The 15,611-nt window shown below is 69.1% G+C and carries 15 protein-coding genes and 2 pseudogenes; 8 read left to right on the top strand and 9 right to left on the bottom strand.

The genetic code is table 11. From position 1 onward, the window contains the following. The first annotated feature begins 332 nt into the window (after positions 1-332). Positions 333-779 (top strand): integrase core domain-containing protein, encoded by a 447-nt coding sequence (locus LP418_RS22570; RefSeq protein WP_257953761.1) that lies wholly within the window; start codon positions 333-335, stop codon positions 777-779. Between the two features lie 99 nt (positions 780-878). Here LP418_RS22570 and LP418_RS22565 read toward each other — a convergent pair whose 3' ends face one another. Then, positions 879-1,529, bottom strand: coding sequence for a hypothetical protein (locus LP418_RS22565; protein ID WP_257953760.1), 651 nt, complete (start codon positions 1,527-1,529; stop codon positions 879-881). Continuing rightward, positions 1,412-1,879 (bottom strand): glycosyltransferase family 2 protein, encoded by a 468-nt coding sequence (locus tag LP418_RS34255; RefSeq protein WP_442939979.1) that lies wholly within the window; start codon positions 1,877-1,879, stop codon positions 1,412-1,414. The genes LP418_RS22565 and LP418_RS34255 overlap by 118 nt, the downstream gene beginning before the upstream one ends. 374 nt (positions 1,880-2,253) lie before the next feature. Here LP418_RS34255 and LP418_RS22560 point away from each other — a divergent pair. Together LP418_RS22560 and LP418_RS22555 are read left to right on the top strand one after the other, a co-directional pair. Then, positions 2,254-3,659, top strand: a pseudogene (locus tag LP418_RS22560) (IS1380 family transposase). A gap of 143 nt (positions 3,660-3,802) precedes the next feature. After that, positions 3,803-5,042, top strand: a pseudogene (locus tag LP418_RS22555) (ISL3 family transposase); the annotation flags it as partial. A 108-nt stretch (positions 5,043-5,150) separates the two neighbouring features. On the opposite strand, the gene LP418_RS22550 reads toward LP418_RS22555, so the two are convergent. After that, entirely contained in the window at positions 5,151-5,663 is a 513-nt protein-coding gene (locus LP418_RS22550; RefSeq protein WP_257953759.1) for a nucleoside deaminase, read from the bottom strand. Between the two features lie 255 nt (positions 5,664-5,918). On the opposite strand from LP418_RS22550, the gene LP418_RS22545 reads away from it, so the two are divergent. The 3 genes from LP418_RS22545 (at position 5,919) to LP418_RS22535 (ending at position 7,662) form a co-directional block, all read left to right on the top strand. Further along, complete coding sequence (locus tag LP418_RS22545) at positions 5,919-6,557, top strand: phosphotransferase (RefSeq protein WP_257957150.1); 639 nt, start codon at positions 5,919-5,921, stop codon at positions 6,555-6,557. Positions 6,558-6,611: 54 nt separating this feature from the next. Beyond that, positions 6,612-7,109: a macro domain-containing protein gene (locus LP418_RS22540; protein ID WP_257953758.1), complete on the top strand. Its 498-nt coding sequence runs from the start codon at positions 6,612-6,614 to the stop codon at positions 7,107-7,109. A gap of 274 nt (positions 7,110-7,383) precedes the next feature. Then, positions 7,384-7,662 (top strand): HU family DNA-binding protein, encoded by a 279-nt coding sequence (locus LP418_RS22535; RefSeq protein WP_257953757.1) that lies wholly within the window; start codon positions 7,384-7,386, stop codon positions 7,660-7,662. Here LP418_RS22535 and LP418_RS22530 read toward each other — a convergent pair. The 3 genes from LP418_RS22530 to LP418_RS22520 all read right to left on the bottom strand — a co-directional run bounded on the left by LP418_RS22530 (position 7,649) and on the right by LP418_RS22520 (position 9,882). Continuing rightward, positions 7,649-8,119, bottom strand: coding sequence for a PepSY domain-containing protein (locus LP418_RS22530; RefSeq protein ID WP_257953756.1), 471 nt, complete (start codon positions 8,117-8,119; stop codon positions 7,649-7,651). The genes LP418_RS22535 and LP418_RS22530 overlap by 14 nt on opposite strands. Next, positions 8,070-9,122, bottom strand: coding sequence for a PepSY-associated TM helix domain-containing protein (locus tag LP418_RS22525; protein ID WP_257953755.1), 1,053 nt, complete (start codon positions 9,120-9,122; stop codon positions 8,070-8,072). The genes LP418_RS22530 and LP418_RS22525 overlap by 50 nt, the downstream gene beginning before the upstream one ends. A gap of 79 nt (positions 9,123-9,201) precedes the next feature. Beyond that, complete coding sequence (locus tag LP418_RS22520) at positions 9,202-9,882, bottom strand: hypothetical protein (RefSeq protein WP_257953754.1); 681 nt, start codon at positions 9,880-9,882, stop codon at positions 9,202-9,204. Positions 9,883-10,001: 119 nt separating this feature from the next. Between LP418_RS22520 and LP418_RS22515 the strand changes: the two genes are divergently transcribed. Together LP418_RS22515 and LP418_RS22510 are read left to right on the top strand one after the other, a co-directional pair. Then, entirely contained in the window at positions 10,002-11,678 is a 1,677-nt protein-coding gene (locus LP418_RS22515; RefSeq protein ID WP_257953753.1) for a PhoX family protein, read from the top strand. Between the two features lie 13 nt (positions 11,679-11,691). Then, positions 11,692-12,003, top strand: a complete 312-nt coding sequence (locus tag LP418_RS22510) for an alkaline phosphatase PhoX (RefSeq protein ID WP_336276120.1) — start codon at positions 11,692-11,694, stop codon at positions 12,001-12,003. A gap of 83 nt (positions 12,004-12,086) precedes the next feature. Here LP418_RS22510 and LP418_RS22505 read toward each other — a convergent pair whose 3' ends face one another. The 3 genes from LP418_RS22505 to LP418_RS22495 all read right to left on the bottom strand — a co-directional run bounded on the left by LP418_RS22505 (position 12,087) and on the right by LP418_RS22495 (position 15,556). Next, complete coding sequence (locus LP418_RS22505; protein ID WP_257953752.1) at positions 12,087-12,800, bottom strand: hypothetical protein; 714 nt, start codon at positions 12,798-12,800, stop codon at positions 12,087-12,089. A gap of 105 nt (positions 12,801-12,905) precedes the next feature. Next, positions 12,906-13,361, bottom strand: coding sequence for a SatD family protein (locus LP418_RS22500; RefSeq protein WP_257953751.1), 456 nt, complete (start codon positions 13,359-13,361; stop codon positions 12,906-12,908). Positions 13,362-13,489: 128 nt separating this feature from the next. Further along, complete coding sequence (locus LP418_RS22495; protein ID WP_257957148.1) at positions 13,490-15,556, bottom strand: bifunctional [glutamine synthetase] adenylyltransferase/[glutamine synthetase]-adenylyl-L-tyrosine phosphorylase; 2,067 nt, start codon at positions 15,554-15,556, stop codon at positions 13,490-13,492. Positions 15,557-15,611 lie beyond the last annotated feature (55 nt).

Here is a 15,611-nt window from a genome sequence, read left to right as displayed (position 1 = left end):
GCGCCGGACCCGGTGGCGGATTGCCGCCCAAATCCCAGACCAGTCCGTGCGGCCACTCGCGCCGACCAGACGGCAGTCGAAGACGCCTCGTTCGGCGCCGGTGTTGGAAGCGACCGGGCCCGGGCAGGTGTGGTCCCGGGATATCACCGACCTTCGCTCCCCATGGCGAGGTGTGGCGTTCAAGGCCTATTCGATCATCGACATCTACTCGCGCAAGCTGGTCGGCTACCGGGTTGAGGACCGCGAGGCCGACCACCTCGCGGTGGAGATGTTCACCGACGTTCGCCGATCACGGTCTGCCCGACGCGGTGCACGCCGACTCCGGTCCGGCAATGCGTTCGACCCTGCTGGCGGACCTGCTCGGCCCGCTCGGCGTGGCCCAGACGCACAATCGTCCCCGGGTCTCCAACGACAACCCGTTCTCGGAGTCAGAGTTCCGCACCATGAAGTACCGCCCGAACTACCCGGGAATCTTCGCCACACTCGACGAAGCCCGTGCCTACATGGACTGGTACGTGCCCCGGTACAACGCGGACCATAAGCACTCCGGCATCGCGCTGTTCTCACCCGACGAAGTCCACGACGGCACTGGCGCGACCGATGGGCTCAAAGAGCACGCGTTCAGCACGCCTACTACAACGCCCACCCCGAACGATTTCGCAGACCCCCATCGACACCGGCGCCAGCCGGAGTCGTGGGGATCAACCTCCCCGAGGAACGCAAGATCGCCGCCGAACGACTCCAGACAGCTTGACAACGCCCGCAACGCTCGAATCTAGGGCCAATCCGACGAAAACGAGACCAGACAGGAAGAGTATCTTTCTGGCGCGCGAGCCCTTGATCAGGTCAGTGCGTCCGTCTCCCGCTCGGATGTGAGGTCAACCTGCTGCGCGTCGGAGCACTTCGCGCACTTCCATTACATCGCGCTCAGGCTCAAAGACACGCTTGTCTTCTGAGATCAGTCCGCGGAGCTGGTAGAGCAAAGCGTCTTGCTTCGCATACGCCGTAGGCACGTGGCCGTGCTTCAGGGGATCTATCTCCTCCAAGTAGCCCAACACCCTCAGGGTCTCCACGTCGTCCGCGGTTGTTTGTTGGAAGACACTCTTAAGCCCCTGCCCATCAGTTGCTTCGGCATCGATTTCGGCCTGAAATGCATCGGCTATTGGGGGCGCGCCGTCCGGATACTGGCCTCCGTCCCGGATTCGAGCAAGTTGCGCCACTTTCGCACGAAGTCCGGACCAGACGCCGACTCGTAGTGGAGCATTCGCAGCCACGGAGCCTCGAACGTCGATCGGTTCTCGCTGCGAATCCATTGCTCTGTGGATTCCCAGCCACACATCGTGCGCTGGGCGAATCCCGACTTTGCCGCTGACGTGGCCGTGGAAGTAGTGGTCGTTTCGAGGGCGTTCGACTAGTCCACGGGTGACCAGCACCCGCAACTCCTTCTTGGTGAGCTTCCGCTTGAAGAGGTTTGCGTGCGCCGGCAGCGGGTCCCATTCGGCCACCGACTCCAGCACGTCGAGACGCACGGCCCGCACCTCGAGGCTAAGTGTCGAAATTCGGGCCGTATCGACTGGAGAGTCTCGTCGCCGTCCGGGTGAAAGAGCCAATCGACATCGCCTAGATCCGCTGCGATTGCACGCACCGCGTTGGCCGCGATGCGCTGACGACTATTTAGCGCCGCAGGTCGGCTCTCGCCCCACCAACTCAGGGCCGCAACCCCCGTCGTGTGCGGATGATTCGCGAGGTAATCCAGCGCCTCGGCGTCGTCGTCATCAACGAAAACGACGACGTGGTCGGCGCCTCCGGCGAGATTGCGCTCCACGAAGCGTTCGAGGTTTGCCGGGGTGTCCTTCACCGTGCTGACGGTCCAGATCATCGCCGCGTTTCCGCCGTCTCGTGGTCGAAGGATAGGGCTCCCATGGAACCCATAGTTGCAGATCGACATACCGGCTCTTCACAGATGACGGTGTAGCCCCTGCTGTGGGGCCGGTGGCCAGGTAGACGTCGAGGTCTCCCGATGATGGAGGTTCCTACGCCGCCCATCCAGAAGACCTCGACATGCCTGACGCTACCTTCGCGCGCCCTGACCTGACCACGTTCTGTCGACTCGACGAACTCGGCCTCGAAGCCTCGATCCACCGATGAACTTGGGGTTGTGAGCGCGTCGTGAAGTGAGAATGCCCTTACGTGCTGGGAAAATCGGACTTCTTCAGGGTCCCAATTCCACCAAGTACGAAGGGCATCTCGTAGATGCAACTTTGCCACACGTCGGCCGCGACCTCAGCGGTGTTCGACGATCCGAATCTCGTGTCGTCCGCCGGGTTGGTCCCGGTCCTGACTCTCGCCCGGTCCGCCGGGCTCCGAGAACTCGCTCACACGCATCTGAGCGTGCCGACCGACAAGGGCGCCAACGCCGGCTTGAAGGTCACCTCGCTGGTCGCCGGGATGGTCGCTGGCGCCGACTCCATCGACGACATGGCGCTGTTGCGTCACGGCGGGATGGGCCGGGTCTTCACCAACGCCTACGCACCCTCAACGCTGGGTTCGTTCTTGCGGTCGTTCACCTTCGGTCACGTCCGTCAGCTCGACGCCGTGGCCTCCCGGTTCCTGGGCCGGCTGGCAGCCCGGACCCCGCTGGTCGTCTCCTCGGCTGGCACCGCTGAGCGGGTGATGCTCGACATCGACGACACCATCATCGAGGTCCACGGCTACGCCAAGCAGGGTTCGGGCTACGGCTACTCCGGCGTCCGCGGACTCAACGCACTCCTCGCCACGGCGACCACAACCCAGTCCGCACCGGTGATCGTGGCTCAGCGACTGCGGAAGGGCTCGTGTGGTTCGCCGCAGGGGCGCGGCCGAGCTGGTCGCGGACGCGTTGAAGACGGTCGCCTCGTTGTCCTCGGCCAAGGTGTTGGTGCGTGCCGACAGCGCGTTCTACGGCCACGCCACCGTTGGTGCCGCGATCCGCGGCGGCGCCGATGTGTCGGTAACCGTCCGGATGGATCCCAAGGTCAAGGCGGCGATCGCCAGCATCGGTGACGATGCGTGGACTCCCATCGAGTACACCGACGCGGTCTTCGACGAGCAGACCCAGACCCGGGTCTCTCGCGCCGAGGTCTCCGAGATTGGGTTCACCGCGTTCACTTCGAAGAAGAAGGCCGAGCAGGTCCCCGGACGGCTCGTGGTGCGCCGGATCCCGGACCTCAACCCGGGCAAGAACGCAGGGCAGGAGACGTTGTTCGACACACGGCGCTTCCACGCGTTCTTCACCACCACCGACCCGGCCGTGGCCGACACCGTGGCCGCGGACAAGACCCACCGTGGTCACGCGATCATCGAGCAGGTCCACGCCGATCTGAAGCACTCCGCGCTGGCGCACCTGCCTTCGGGCAAGTTCGCCGCCAACGCAGCCCGGCTCGTGCTGGCCGTGATGGCGTTCAACCTGACCCTGAGCCGCCGCGACCCTGACCAGCCCCGGGCTGGCCAAGGCCACGACCGCGACGATCCGTCGCAAAGTCATCACGGTGCCGGCCCGGGTCGCGTCCTCCGCACGCCGGGTGACCTTGCACCTCCCGGCGCACTGGCCCCGGGAGACAGATTGGAGCGACCTGTTCACCCGGGCCTGCGGACGCCCACCACCAACACCGACGGCCTGACCACCCCAGCCGAGACCGGCACGAAGACCAACCCGGAACAACCCGGCAGCGAGGCCAGACGGATGGCCACGCCCACACACCCGATGACCCGTCGTCAGCGACCCCGACCAGTCAGCCCCTGCTCATCGGTGGATCGAGGCGAAGTCACCGGCCAACGCCTCGAGCCCGACCGGGCGGTGCTCGCGTGCCGGGTCCTCGAGCCCGACCAGTGGTGCCGTCGCTGCGGCTGCGAGGGCGTGCCGCGCGACACCGTGATCCGTCGTCTAGCCCACGAGCCGCTGGGCTGGCGACCAACGACGCTGCTGGTCACGGTGCGCCGCTACAGCTGCACCGGTTGCCGACATGGGTGGCGCCAAGACACCAGTCCGCGCGGCCGAGCCCGGGGCGAAGCTGTCGCGCCGCGGGCTGCGGTGGGCGTTGGAAGGGATCGTGCGTCAGCACCTCACGGTCGCCCGCATCGCCGAAGGTCTCGGGGTCGCGTGGAACACCGCCAACGACGCCGTCCCCGGCCGAGGGCAAGCGTGTTCTGATCGATGACCCCGCCCGGCTCGACGGCGTGAGCGCGATCGGCGTGGACGAGCACGTGTGGAGACACACCGGGCACGGCGACAAGTACGTCACGGTGATCATCGACCTGACCGGGATCCGTGACGGCACCGGCCCAGCGCGGCTGCTGGACATGGTCGAGGGACGCTCCAAACAGGCGTTCAAGACCCGGCTGGCCGATCGCGAGCAGTCCCGGCGCGACCGTGTGGAGGTCGTCGCGATGGACGGGTTCACCGGGTTCAAGACCGCCACCACCGAGGAACTGCCCGACGCGGTCGCGGTGATGGATCCGTTCCACGTGGTCCGTCTGGCCGGCGACGCGCTGGACCAGTGCCGCCGCCGGGTACAGCAGGCCATCCATGGGCACCGCGGCCGCAAGGACGACCCGCTCTACCGTGCACGCCGGACGCTGCACACTGGCGCCGGCCTGCTCACCGACAAGCAGCACGACCGCCTGAACGCCCTGTTGGGGGTCGAGGACCACGTCGAGGTCGAGGTGACCCGGTGGATCTACCAGCGCATGATCGCCGCCTACCGCGAGCCCGACCGGCCCAAGGGGCCGCGCTGATGGTCAAGCTGATCGAGTCGATCAGCCACGGCGTCCCGGCCGCGCTGAGCGAGCTCGTCACGCTGGGACGGACCCTGAAGAAGCGCGCCGACGACGTCTTGGCCTACTTCGACAGACCCGGCACCAGCAACGGACCCACCGAAGCGATCAACGGCGGGCTCGAACACCTCCGCGGCTCTGCCCTCGGATTCCGCAACCTCACCAACTACATCGCCCGATCCCTGCTCGAGTCCGGCGGCTTCAGACCCCGACTACACCCCGGATTGTGAAGAGCCCAACAACTCCCTAACGGCGACTACCGCTTCACCGGGCGCACGTAGACCAACACGAGACGTGCACGTTTCATGGTGCGCACTCAACTGTCGAATTGAGGGCGTTCAAAGACCAGCGAGTCCTGCCGCCCATCGGCGCATCCCTGCCGGACCGCTGCCGTCGGCATAGTGCCGGAACAATTGCTGCGAGCGGGTGCGATGGAATCCCGAGCGGATGTCAGTGGGTTTGGAAAAGAACGGCTGTTCAACCGGCGGATGCCACTTCGCCAATAGGTCGACGCCCCCGTCGTTCGGGGATTCCAAGGCGTAGTAGACGCGTTCAACACCGAGCGTGACCGCGGCGCCGAGGCACATGATGCAGGGCTCCGGGTTGACCGCCAGAACGAGCGGCTCCTCCGTCCGAGCGAAGCCGAGCATCGCATCGGCCTGCTCGAGCGCGATGAGGTCGGCATGCACGATCCGGCGCCCGAGCGTTCGCTCCTGAGTGAACGCCTTCCCGAGGACGAGCTCGCCACTCAGCACGACGGCACCGATCGGCATCTCTCCGGCAGCCAGACCACTCTTTGCGACGTCGAGGGCGAGCGCCACGGCATCTTCTGGCGTGATCACGCGGACCATCGTGCCCTGTCAGGACAGCGCTCGGGCATCTAGACGTGTCTGGCGAGTGCGGGCGACCATCCGATCATGCCGCCACCCGCGCCCTACGGCGGGTGCAGGACAGCTGTGTTCGAGCCTGTACCGTGACGGTCATGGACCGTGACGATGGTGCGGAAGAGCGCCTGACTGGGGGAAACACCTCGAGCCGGGTCTTTCGGATCGGCACCACGATCTCGCAAACCGTGGCTCGCGACGACAGGCGACACGGTGGCGTACATGGATGCCCTTGGACGACGAGGTATCGATTTGCCAGACGTCCACGGGCGGGATGATCACGGCCGCTTGGTCCTCGAGCTCATCCCCGGCGAACTCGCAATAGACCGGGCTCCACTCGACGTCGATGTGGTCCACGCTGTTGGGGAACTCGTGCGTTCCATCCATGACGCCAGTGTCGGTCTGCCCTTCCCGGACGACTGGGATGTGCTCCTGCCAGTCGAGCAACCGGAGCTGTTGTGCCACAACGATCTGGCGACATGGAATCTCATCATCGACGGTGATCGGCTCGTCTTCATAGACTGGGACGGCGCCGGACCTTCAACGCGACTTTGGGACCTCGCGTACGCGGCAATCTCCTTCGGCCATCTATTTCCCGAGGAACAGCCCGGCTCCGCAGCAGAGCGTCTTGCCGCCTTCGTGGATGGATACGGCGCGGATCACGCACTGCGGTCGGCGCTACCGGCAACCATGGCCGAGCGTGCCGCAGCCATGTACGAATTGCTGAAGCGATCCCACGAGGGCGGACGCGAGCCCCGGGGATCGATGTACGCGGACGATCATGGCCAGCATTGGCTCGGCACCAAGGAGTTCATCAGCGAACACCAACGTGACTGGCGACGAGCCCTGTCACCGACGTAAACGTCCGGATCTCCCACGCTGGGCGCTCCGCGCTCGTCGCGCGATAGTGGAGACATGACTCGAGTCACCGCAGTCCTCGGCGACATCACCACGCAGGACGTCGACGCGATCGTCAACGCCGCGAACAACCGCATGCGCGGTGGCGGGGGCGTCGACGGCGCAATCCACCGAGCCGGCGGTCGGGCGATCCTCGATGACTGCATCGCCCGGTTTCCCGACGGCCCGGCGACGGGCGACGCAGGCTGGACGACGGCCGGTCTCCTGCCTGCCCAGTGGGTGATCCACACCGTCGGGCCCCGCTATCCGGGCGACCGCGAGCTGCTCGTCTCCTGCTATGCGCGGGCGCTGGCCGTCGCCGACTCCCTCGGCGCCTCCACCGTGGCCTTCCCGCTCATCAGCTCGGGGATCTACGGCTGGCCGCTCGACGACGCCGCGCTGGCCGCGGTCACCACGTTGCGTACGGCGAAGTCGGCCGTGACAGAGGCGCGGATCGTCGCCTTCTCGCCCGAGACGCTCGAGGTCGTCGAGGCGACCCTGACCGCTGCGCGCTGAAATCGGCACCTGCCCAGCGGTGAGTCAGCCACAAATTCTGAGCACGGAATGTGGTCCCGTGACCGCCGCTCGGCGAGCCGCCCACGACACGCCGACCCGGAGGTGCGCCACCCACATTCTGCGGGCTCGGAAGGTGGCTCACTCACCGCCAGCCGGGGCAGCGCGACGGACGCCGCAACACGCCGAAACCCCGCAGAACGGGGCCGCGTTGGGGTTTGTCGGCGCCGTGGTGTTGGGTTGGGACCGTAACAACCACGATCTGTAAGGAGACCACGTGAACAAGTCCGAACTTCGCGACGCCGTCGCGCAGCACGCCGAGCTGACCAACGCCCGGGCCGACAAGGCCGTCGAGGCCGTTCTGTCGTCGATCACCAGCGCCGTCGCCGGTGGCGACAAGGTCACGCTGCCCGGCTTCGGCACGTTCGAGGCCCGGTCGCGCAACGCCCGCACCGGTCGCAACCCGCAGACCGGCGAGGCCATCGAGATCGCCGCGAGCACCGCCCCCGCCTTCAAGGCCGGCGCCGCTTTCAAGTCCGCCGTCAACAAGGGCTGACCACCGCTTCACCGCTCCGGGCGGCGTGACCCTCACGGGTCGCGCCGCCCGTCGCATTTGATGAGGTGGAGGCGTTGAACCGGGCCGCCAGCGCCGGTACCCGTCGGATCACGAGCTGGTCGAGCAGCAGCACCACCAGCAGGGACAGTCCGAAGAACGGCAGGAAGATCCCGAGCGCGACCAGCCCGACCAGCAACAAGGGCGTCCCACGCACCGGCATCCGCCCACGTGGCGCGCCGAGCGAGCCGGACGGCCGCCGCTTCCACCACATCAGCGGCCCGGTGACGCACGAAGCGATCACCAGCAGGCACATCAGCGTCGACCCGGCCATCGACCAGTAGCCGAACGAGCGTCCCTCGTGCAGGCCGATGCCGTGCGAGACCACCTTCGCCGGGGTCGGATAGTCCTCATATCCGTACGTCGACACGACGCCGCCGCCGTACTGGTCGACGTGCACGGTGCGCTCGTCGGTCGGCGCATCGAACGCAAAGCCGATGACCGAGAAGACCCCGTCGCCGGCCGACGGCAGCGCGACCGTCATCGGGGTGCCGCAGCCCCTCGGAGGTGGCCACGGTCAACGCCGTGTCGAGGTTGGCGATCGACCGCTCCCCCGTGGGGAGACGACCGCGGCACCGGCGACGCCCCCGGGCCCACGGGATGTCGGTGGCGTGCGTGTGCGGCAGCGACTCGTCCAGGGGTCGAGGTCGGGTCGGAGATCGCGCCGTGGTCGAGCGACCAGAACGACGTGCCCTGGACGACGACGCGAGGCTCTGTGCCTTCGCGCCCCAGAAGCCGGTCCACGGCAGCCCGGAGACGAGCAGGAACAGCAGCCCCACACCGGCGACCAGCCCGACCTGCGCGTGCCGCGACCGCAGGGACCGGGGCCGTCGCGAGCGTGCGCGTCGGCCCTTCCAGAACAGGTAGTAGCCGGTGATCGCCATGACGATCGCCCAGCACGCGGCGAGCTCGATCAGGCGCTCGCCCCGAGTCCCGGCCATCAGCTCGCCGTGGATCCGCACCGCATAGCCCGACACGGTGGTGTCCGGGTCGAGGGAGCCGAGCACCTCGGCGCCGTACGGATTGACGAACACGTCGCGCGTCGATCCGTCGGGCATCGCCAGCGAGAAGACGGTGCTGCGGTCGGAGGATCGCGGCTCGGTCATCGACACCACGTCGGCGTCGGGAAACGTACGTGAGACGGCGGCGAGCTGGTTGGCGTAGGGCTGCTGGATCGAGTCCGCCGACGGCGCGGAGATCTTCATGAGGTCAGCATTGATGAGCGGCTCGAGCTGGAAGCGGAACAGGTAGATGAGCCCGGTGGCGGCCGGGACCAGCAGCACCGGTGCCACCGAGAACGCGGCATAGAAGTGCCAGCGCCAGAAGGCACGGAACCAGCCGGCACTGGTCATTGGTCTGGGCGTGGACGCGCGTGCGGGCGCGGGGTTGAGCTGGGTGGTCATGTCTCTCCTCGACGTGACGAGATGCGCGAGCGGCGCGGTCGCAGACGTCAGCGACCGCGCGTCGCGCGGGAAGGGAAGGTCAGGCGGCGAGGAGAGCCGGTGGACCGCGGCGTACGACGATGCGCGCGACGCGGGCAAGCGACGGCGGCGTGGCCGGGCGGCGGCGGAGCGGGGCGGCCCGGCGAAGAAGCAACGGCACGGGGAGGAGGCCCACGAAGAGCGCGACCACGGCCGTGAAGACGAGGGTCAGGAGGGAGAACAGCGCGCGCTCACCGGCGGCCAGCCAGAGCCCGAGGAGGACGGCGACGACCGTGTGCGCCGGGAACATCGGCGCGTGGTCGAGCACGGCAGCGGGGTCCGGCAACGTGAGCGCCGAGCCGGCGGACGGAGCAGCCCCGACAATGGCCTCGTAGTGGTCGTGCAAGGACCCGACCCGCTCGCCGCCGCTGAGCGGCAGGGCACTCGGAGCGGCGGCGTGGGGCGCGGCCGCCGCGTCCCCGGCGTGGCCCGCGGTCAGGCTGAGCAACGCGTGGCAGGCCGTCTGGCCGAGGACCACGAGCGCCACTATGCGCCCGGCCGAGGCCGGGTGGGCGAGGAAGGCGGCACTGATCGCCGTACCGACCGCGAACATCGCGCCGAGGGCGGCCCGGGACGGCAGCAGCCCGCCCGTGCTCACGTGCCCGACGGCGCCGAGCAGGAACGTCATCGCCGAGACCATCACTGCTCGCCACCACAGCAGCGAGTCGGGACGGCCGGGCATGGGTCGATCCTCCCATGCGCCAGCCGCCCGCCTGAATCGCAACCGGTGTTCACGTCGACGTCACCTCCGCGTCGGTCGGTGGCGGTTGGGTCGCCCCATGACCCTCACTCCTCAGCGTCGTGCCCTCCCGATGGCAGACCTCGCCCACGGCAACCGCAGCCCCGTCACCTGTCACCTCCGGTGCGGCGACGCGTGCTTCCCGGGACGTCCCCAACACCACCAAGACCTCCTACTTCCGCGACATCGCAGCGAGCGCCCTGTCGCGCCGCAGCATCCTCGGCGCGGCCGCCGTCGGCACCGCCGGCGTCGCCCTGAGCAGCCAGCCGGCGGCGGCCCTGTTCCGCAGTCCGATCGCCGCCAGCAGCGCCGCTGCCTCGTCGGGCTCCCTCGAGTTCGCGCCGATCGCCCCCGTGGCGAAGAACGTCGACGCGTTCACCGTGCCCGCGGGCTATCGCTGGGACCCGATCATCCGCTGGGGCGACCCGATCTTCGACGGTGCGCCCGTCTTCGACGCCGCCAACCAGAGCGCCACCGCGCAGGAGCTGCAGTTCGGCTACAACTGCGACTACCTCGACATCATCGTCACCGACCGCAAGGGCACCCGCGCGCTGCTCGTGGCCAACCACGAGTACACCAACGAGAACATCATGTTCCCGCCCGACATGGACTCCACCGAGCTGATCCGCACCGCGTGGGCGGCCCATGGTCTCAGCGTCGTCGAGCTCCGCCGCAAGTCCGCCGGCTCCACGTGGACCTACGTGCCCAACGGCTCCCGCAACCGCCGGATCACCCTCACGACTCCCTTCACCGTCGACGGCCCGGCCGCCGGCTCCGACCTGCTCAAGACCGCCGCCGACCCGACCGGCACCCGGGTGCTGGGCACCATGAACAACTGCGCCGGCGGCACCACCCCGTGGGGCACCGTCCTGTCCGGCGAGGAGAACTTCAACCAGTACTTCCGCGCCGCCGGCACCAGTGCAGAGGAGAAGCGCTACGGACTGAGCGCCACCCGGGACGGACGCAACTGGCGCTCCGTCGACAGTCGCTGGGACGCGGTCGCCAACCCCAACGAGCCCAACCGCTTCGGCTGGATCGTCGAGGTCGACCCGGAGGACCCCAAGTCCATGCCGGTCAAGCACACCGCGATGGGCCGCTTCAAGCACGAGGGCGCCAACGTCATCATCAACGGCGACGGCAAGGTCGTGGCCTACATGGGTGACGACGAGCGCTTCGACTACGTCTACCGCTTCGTCTCCCGCGACGCCTACCGCGCCGGCGGCAAGGCCAGCGACCGCAAGCACAACCTCACGCTGCTCTCCCACGGCGACCTGTCCGTGGCCCGCTTCACCGGCGACGGACTCGAGGACGGCGTCAGCGACGGAAGCGGCGAGTGGATCCAGCTATCGGTCGGCGGCCAGTCCGTCGTCCCCGGCTTCACCACCGAGCAGGTGCTCGTCTTCACCCGCCTCGCCGCGGACGCCGTGCAGCCCACCAAGATGGACCGCCCCGAGGACGTCGAGCCCAACTACGTCAACGGCTTCATCTACGTCGCGTGCACCAACAACACCGACCGCGGCAAGGTCGGCAAGGAGGCCGCTACCGAGCCCAACCCGCGCAACGCCAACAAGAACGGCCACGTCGTCGAGATGCAGCCGACCGGCGGCGACCACACCGCGTCGACGTTCGCGTGGAACCTGATCCTCATCTGCGGCGACGCCGCGACGGCCGGCACCTACTTCGGCGGTTGGACCGGTCCCGTCTCCCCGATCTCCTGCCCCGACAACGTCGCGTTCTGACTCCGTCGGCAACCTGTGGGTCTCCACCGACGGCCAGCCGGGCACCATCGGCCTCAACGACGGCCTCTTCAAGGTGCCCGTCGCCGGTCCGGAGCGCGGCCACGTGCAGCAGTTCCCGGCCGTCCCGACCGAGGGCGAGACCTGTGGCCCGGTGATCCACGACAAGGACGGGTCGGTCTTCGTCGCCGTCCAGCACCCGGGCGAGGACGGCTCGTGGGCGGCGCAGCACTCGCGCTTCCCCGACTACGTCCCCTCCACCGGCACCGCGGCCCCCGGCGACTTCGCCGGCCCGCGCCCCAGCGTCGTCCGGGTGACGCGCGGCTGATCTGTTCCACCGCACTACGGCGAGGCCCCGGACACGCTCCGGGGCCTCGGCGTCAACTCACTGGCGCAGCAGCACCAGCGAGCTCAGAGCGACCAGCCATGACACGAAGCTGCCGACCGGGGAAGTATTCCGTCAGCAGGTGGATCCGCTCCCCGGTCACGCTTCGACGACAGCTCGGGGAACCGCAACAACCCCTTGGCCGCGACCACGATGCTGGCGGCGGTGACCCGGCCGGCCAGCGCGAGGCCGAGGATGAAGACGCGCTCCATCGGCCCGAGCAGGCGCCCGCCCTTGAGCTGCATCTCCGGGTCGTCGACCCGGCCGTGCCGGGCGGGGTTGACGGTGTCGGTCGCGGCCAGCACGAGCCGCACCACGACGTTGCCCGTGCTCAGCTGTACGGCGAACGCGCCGGCCAGCAGCAGCGCGCGATCGGCGTCCGGGCCGGCGAGAACGGGCACCGGCGTCGAGCGCAGCCAGTCGCCCAGCAGTCCGTCGGCAGCACCCGCCTGCCCGGCGAAGGCGATGGCCGGGCCCACTGAGCCGGCCAGCACCGCCAGTGGCACCGACGCCGGGAGCCGGCCGGCGAAGCCGCCGGTCACCGTCTGGCCCCACGCCACCACGGCGACGGCGATCAGCACCAGCGCGACGATGTCTCGGCCCGAGGTGAGCCCGGCAGCCAGACCCACCGGGATCACGCCGATGGCGCCGACGGACTCGGGCAGGATCCGTACGGGACGCACCGAGTGGGTCAGGTCGGCCAGCGCCAGCCCGATCAGCAACACGGCCAACCAGCTCACGGCAGCCCTCCCATCAGTTCGTGTGCAGCCGGGATCGTGCCGAGGCCGTCGGCACGCACCCGTTGGGACACGGCCGATGGGCTGATGCCCAGCTCCTCGGCCGAGTCACGCTGCGTCTGTCCGGCCAGCAGACCACGCAGCACCGACACCGACCGCTCCGACAGGCCGGTGACGAGCTCGTCGCGCAGCAACAGACTCGCGTTGACGAGAGGTTCGATGGGATCGGAGTCCGGCCCGGCGGCGACGTAGGCCGTGCGCAGCGTCCGCGTCGCCGCCCGCGCCTCGCTCTGCTCGGACGCGCTCGACGGCGGCCCGCGCCGCCCACCAGCCGGGGCCGTCCTCGACCCGGGGCGAGGTGCCCAGCACCTCCACCTCACCGCGGCCGATCCCGTGCCGGATGTCGCCCTCGGGGTGCAGGGCCAGCCGCACCAGCAACGACGCAGCGAGCGCGTCGCCCAGCGTCGCGAAGACGCCCCGGTATTCGTCGCCGACCTGCATCCGCATCGGCGTCGGTGGGTCGAACTGCGCGTTCACCTCGTCCAGCGCGCTCGAAGCGCGCATGCAGTGCCTGCCGGTCCTCCGAACCGCGGGACCCGATCAGGTCGCCGATCAGAGTGGTTGATGTCATGGCTTCACCTCACAACGAAGAAGGCTATCACTTCATTCAAATAATGATGAAGCATTGCTCTTCACTCTCGCCAGAAGACCTTCTCCACGACCACGTGCGCGCGACGCGTGGTGCGGAGGTAGTCGTTGACCATCCGGTCGGAGTCCCCGGCGGCGTAACCGAGCACCCGGGCGACGGCGGCCCGCTCGGTCGCGTCGCGCGGGACCCGGTCCGACGGCTTGCCGCGCACCAGCGTGACCGCGTTGCGCATCCGACTCACCAGCCGCCGGGCCGCGGCCAGCACCTCGGCGTCCTCGCTCTCGATCAGGCCGGCGGCCACCGCGGCCTCGAGCGCGGCGAGGGTCTGGGTGGTCCGCAGCCCCGGCACCGTGCCCGCGTGCCGCATCTGCAGCAGCTGGACGGTCCACTCGACATCGGCAAGACCGCCGCGACCGAGCTTGAGGTGCGTGTGGGGATCGGCGCCTCGCGGCAGCCGTTCGTCGTCGACGCGGGCCTTGATCCGGCGGATCTCGACGATGTCGTCGGGCGCGATGCCTGCGCTCGGGAACCGCAACGGGTCGATCAGCGCGGTGAACTTCGCGCGCAGCTCCGGGTCGCCGACCACCGCGTCGGCGCGCAGCAGCGCCCGGAACTCCCACACGTGCGACCACTTCGCGTAGTAGGCCTCGTAGGACGCCAGCGTGCGGACCAGCGGTCCCTGCTTGCCCTCCGGTCGCAGGTCGGCGTCGACCACCAGCGGCGGGTCGGTCGCGGGCAGGGACAACAGTCGCCGCAGCTCCCCCACCACCGCCTGTGCGTACGCCGCAGCGACCTGTGGCTCCACACCGTCGACCGGCTCCCGGACGAACATGACGTCGGCATCACTGCCGTAGGACAGCTCGAACCCGCCGTAGCGCCCCATCGCGATGATGGCCATCCGGCACGGCTCGGCGTCCAGCCCGCGGGCCACGCGCACGGCGTCCATCGACGCCGTCAGCGTCGCCTCCAAGGTGGCGTCGGTCAGGCGCGAGAGCCCGGCGCCGACCAGCGCCACGTCGGTCTCGCCCACCGGGTCGCCGCACGCGATGCGCAGCAGCTCACGGCGCCGTACGGCCCGGATCGCCCGCACCGCCTCCTCAGGGTCGCTCTGCCGCGACGCGACGGACTGCATCTCGGTCGTCAGCGCCTCGGCGGACAGCGGCGAGAGGTCGCCGCCGAGCATCCGCACGCCCTGCGGCTCGCGCTCGAGCAGGTCGGTGGCATAGCGCGACGTGCCGAGCAGGAAGGCGAGCCGTTCGGCGACCTCGCCCTCGTCGCGCAACATCTTGAGGTACCACGACGAGCGCCCCGGGCTCTCGCTGAGCCGACGGAAGCCGAAGAGGCCGGCGTCGGGATCGGGCGAGTCCCCGAACCACGACAGCATCACCGGCAGCAGCGTGCGCTGGATGTCGGAGGTGCGCGAGACGCCGCTGGTCAGCGCCTCGAGGTGCCGCAGCGCGCCCTTCGGATCGCCGTAGCCGAGCGCCGAGAGTCGCGCCTCGGCGGCGTCCATCGACAGCCGGGCGTCGTCACCGGCGAGCTTCGCGACAGCCGCGAGCAGCGGTCGGTAGAAGATCTTCTCGTGCAGCCGCCGCACTTCGCGGCGGTGGTACTTCCACAGCTTGTCGAGCTCGGCGACCGGCTCGGAGTAGAGCCCGAGCGAGCGCCCCAACCGTCGCAGCGACACCTCGTCCTCGGGCACGACGTGCGTGCGCCGCAGCCGGTGCAGCTGGATCCGGTGCTCGAGGGTCCGCAGGAACGCATAGGCCTCGTGCAGCGCCTCCCCGTCCTCGCGCCCGACGTAGCCGCCTCGCGTCAGGTCGGCCAGCGCACTCAAGGTGGTGCCGGAGCGGATCGTGGAGTCGGCACGCCCGTGCACGAGCTGCAGGAGCTGTACGGCGAACTCCACGTCCCGCAGGCCACCCGACCCGAGCTTCAGCTGGCGTTCGGCCTCGTGCGCGGGGATGTGGTCCAGCACCCGACGACGCATCGCCTGCACGTCGTGCACGAACCCGTCGCGCTCGGCCGCGCTCCACACCATCGGCTCGATCATCTCGACGTAGCGCCGGCCCAGCTCGAGGTCGCCCGCCACCGGGCGGGCCTTGAGCAGCGCTTGGAACTCCCGGGTCTTGGCCCACTTCTCGTAGTAGCCGCGGTGGCTGGCC

Origin of the sequence: Nocardioides sp. B-3 (assembly GCF_024703895.1) — a bacterium.
GTDB lineage: Bacteria > Actinomycetota > Actinomycetes > Propionibacteriales > Nocardioidaceae > Nocardioides.
This window is presented reverse-complemented; position numbering and strand designations above follow the sequence as displayed.

What these genes read in the sequence shown, in the direction of transcription:
- LP418_RS22570 (WP_257953761.1), top strand. Translation starts at nt 333, where the DNA reads ATGCGTTCGACCCTGCTGGCGGACCTGCTCGGCCCGCTCGGCGTGGCC.
- LP418_RS34255 (WP_442939979.1), bottom strand. Translation starts at nt 1,879, where the DNA reads ATGATCTGGACCGTCAGCACGGTGAAGGACACCCCGGCAAACCTCGAA.
- LP418_RS22550 (WP_257953759.1), bottom strand. Translation starts at nt 5,663, where the DNA reads ATGGTCCGCGTGATCACGCCAGAAGATGCCGTGGCGCTCGCCCTCGAC.
- LP418_RS22545 (WP_257957150.1), top strand. Translation starts at nt 5,919, where the DNA reads ATGGATGCCCTTGGACGACGAGGTATCGATTTGCCAGACGTCCACGGG.
- LP418_RS22540 (WP_257953758.1), top strand. Translation starts at nt 6,612, where the DNA reads ATGACTCGAGTCACCGCAGTCCTCGGCGACATCACCACGCAGGACGTC.
- LP418_RS22525 (WP_257953755.1), bottom strand. Translation starts at nt 9,122, where the DNA reads ATGACCACCCAGCTCAACCCCGCGCCCGCACGCGCGTCCACGCCCAGA.
- LP418_RS22520 (WP_257953754.1), bottom strand. Translation starts at nt 9,882, where the DNA reads ATGCCCGGCCGTCCCGACTCGCTGCTGTGGTGGCGAGCAGTGATGGTC.
- LP418_RS22500 (WP_257953751.1), bottom strand. Translation starts at nt 13,361, where the DNA reads ATGCGCGCTTCGAGCGCGCTGGACGAGGTGAACGCGCAGTTCGACCCA.